General features: G+C 46.2%; 2 protein-coding genes. One reads left to right on the forward strand and one right to left on the reverse strand.

Going from position 1 to position 2,013, the window contains the following annotated elements:
• On the reverse strand, positions 1-575 hold a 575-nt coding region (locus tag BCT81_RS01215; RefSeq protein ID WP_102423035.1), incomplete at its 3' end, for a type 1 glutamine amidotransferase domain-containing protein.
• Between the two features lie 207 nt (positions 576-782).
• Here BCT81_RS01215 and BCT81_RS01220 point away from each other — a divergent pair.
• Positions 783-1,667 (forward strand): LysR family transcriptional regulator, encoded by an 885-nt coding sequence (locus BCT81_RS01220; RefSeq protein ID WP_102423036.1) that lies wholly within the window; start codon positions 783-785, stop codon positions 1,665-1,667.
• The last annotated feature ends 346 nt before the right edge of the window (positions 1,668-2,013 follow it).

Raw genomic sequence — 2,013 nt, forward strand, 5'->3', positions numbered from 1 at the left:
CAGGGCTGAACCTTGTTGAAACGTGCTGCCCTACGAGCAAGCGACTCTTCCAGTAGGAATGGAATGTCGTTGATGGTGCCAAAGTCGCTCTCTTCTTCACGTGTAAAACCAGTCACTGATTTAGAGTTCAGAAGTGTTTCGCCATTGCTCAGCACGATAGGTAGTAGGGCTGCAGGGCCGTGACATACCGCCGCGACAACGCCACCGTCTTCATAATGCTTGGCAGCGATGCTAGCGAATTGCTCATTAGAAGCTAAGTCTGAAAGCAGGCCAAAACCACCTGGGTAAAAGATCGCATCATAGCTGTCTGCATTGATTTGGCTTACTGGAATCGTGTTGTTAATGCGGTTTTGGAAGTCATCATTCGCCAAGATTTCAGCATTAACCGCATCTCCTTCAATATCGGTTCCGTACAGCGGTGCTTTGCCGCCATTGATAGAAGCGATGTCGTATTCGAACCCAGCAGTCAAGATCTCTTTCAGGGCGTGGGTAAGTTCTGGAGCGTAAGTGCCGTTCGCTTGATCTGTCTTGCCAAGTGTCGCGTGGTTAGTCACTGGAATTAGTATTTTTTTCATGATTCGTCCCTTTACGCTGCTGTTCTTCTCGTTAGATGTTGGCGCTTTTCTCTAAGCACTCGTGCTTGGTGTTAGCCTGTGCACTGTGACTTAGCTATCGCTGTCTTGTTACATCTAATACTAGTTCCAAATCATTTAGGTGATAATATGCTTAAAAGGCAAAACATTGTTGCTATATGGCAAAGATAAAACGCGAGTAGGTTAAGTATGGATAGCTTTGAAGGGATTAACGAATTCGTTGCGGTTGCCGAATGCCACGGTTTTTCTGCGGCCGCTAAGCAGTTAGGTTGCAGTACCAGCCATGTGAGTCGACAAGTTTCAAGGTTAGAAGAGCGAGTTGGGGTGGCTTTGCTTGCTCGTTCAACGCGCATGGTGAGCCTGACTGAGTCTGGACATACTTACTACCAACAGTGCAAAGATCTAGTTATCGGGCTGCAACAAGCCAATGAGCAAGTGACATCTCAACAAACTCAGCTAAGCGGTACATTGCGTGTTAGTGCCGCGGGTGCATTTGCCGAGAATCATGTTGCGGCAGCGCTGATGGATTTTGCAAAGTCTCATCCAGATCTAACCATTGAAATGAACTTCAACACCAAGATGGTGAACTTTATTGAAGACGGTATCGACTTCGCGATTCGTTACGGTCGGTTAGATGACTCAGGGCTGGTGGCAAGAAAGTTGGTTGATCGCCCAATGGCTGCGGCGGCGAGCAAAGCGTATATCGATCAATATGGCGCGCCCGCACATCCGGAACAGTTAAAACAACACAGCTGTATTATTGCTAATAGTGACCAATGGCTGTTTGAGCAAAATGGAAAGCCATTGAATGCGGTAAGAGTGCATGGCCGTTGGAGAAGTAATAATTCAAGCGCGGTACTGAAAGCGTGTGAAGAGGGACTCGGCGTTGTGTACCTTCCTAGAAGCAGTTTTAATGGCGGGCTAACCAATGGCAAACTGGTTCCGGTGCTAGAAGAGTATTGGGGCTCGGGGACAAGCAGTTGGATTGTTTATCAGAACCGACGCTTTCTGCCTCAACGAGCGCGGCTTGCGATCGATTTCTTAGTCGATTACTTCTCTGGCTGGGATGAGTAAAAAGTTCGATTGAAGTTCATGGTGAGCAGCTTGTGTGCTTCAACTGATGTGAAAAATAAAAAATTGAATCATTACATAGTCATAGGTTATCTATTTCTGTTTTTTGGCGCGCGTAATCAGATTGAGAGACTTGTCTACTTTTACTAAGTCGTGCTAGCGATTGAATTGTAGAGAAGCGCTCAGCAGTACGATATACTACGGTTTGTATTAATGTCCCTAAGCGCGTAAGAGATTATATGGAAGCGTTGGCAGGGCGTGTTGTTATGCTCCATTTTATGAAGTGTAGCTAGATTGCGGAGTTGGCAATGTTTTCTATAAATTTCGAATCCACTTACGGTGTGATCAT

The organism is Vibrio sp. 10N.261.52.A1, from assembly GCF_002876325.1.
GTDB classification, from domain to species: domain Bacteria; phylum Pseudomonadota; class Gammaproteobacteria; order Enterobacterales; family Vibrionaceae; genus Vibrio; species Vibrio chagasii.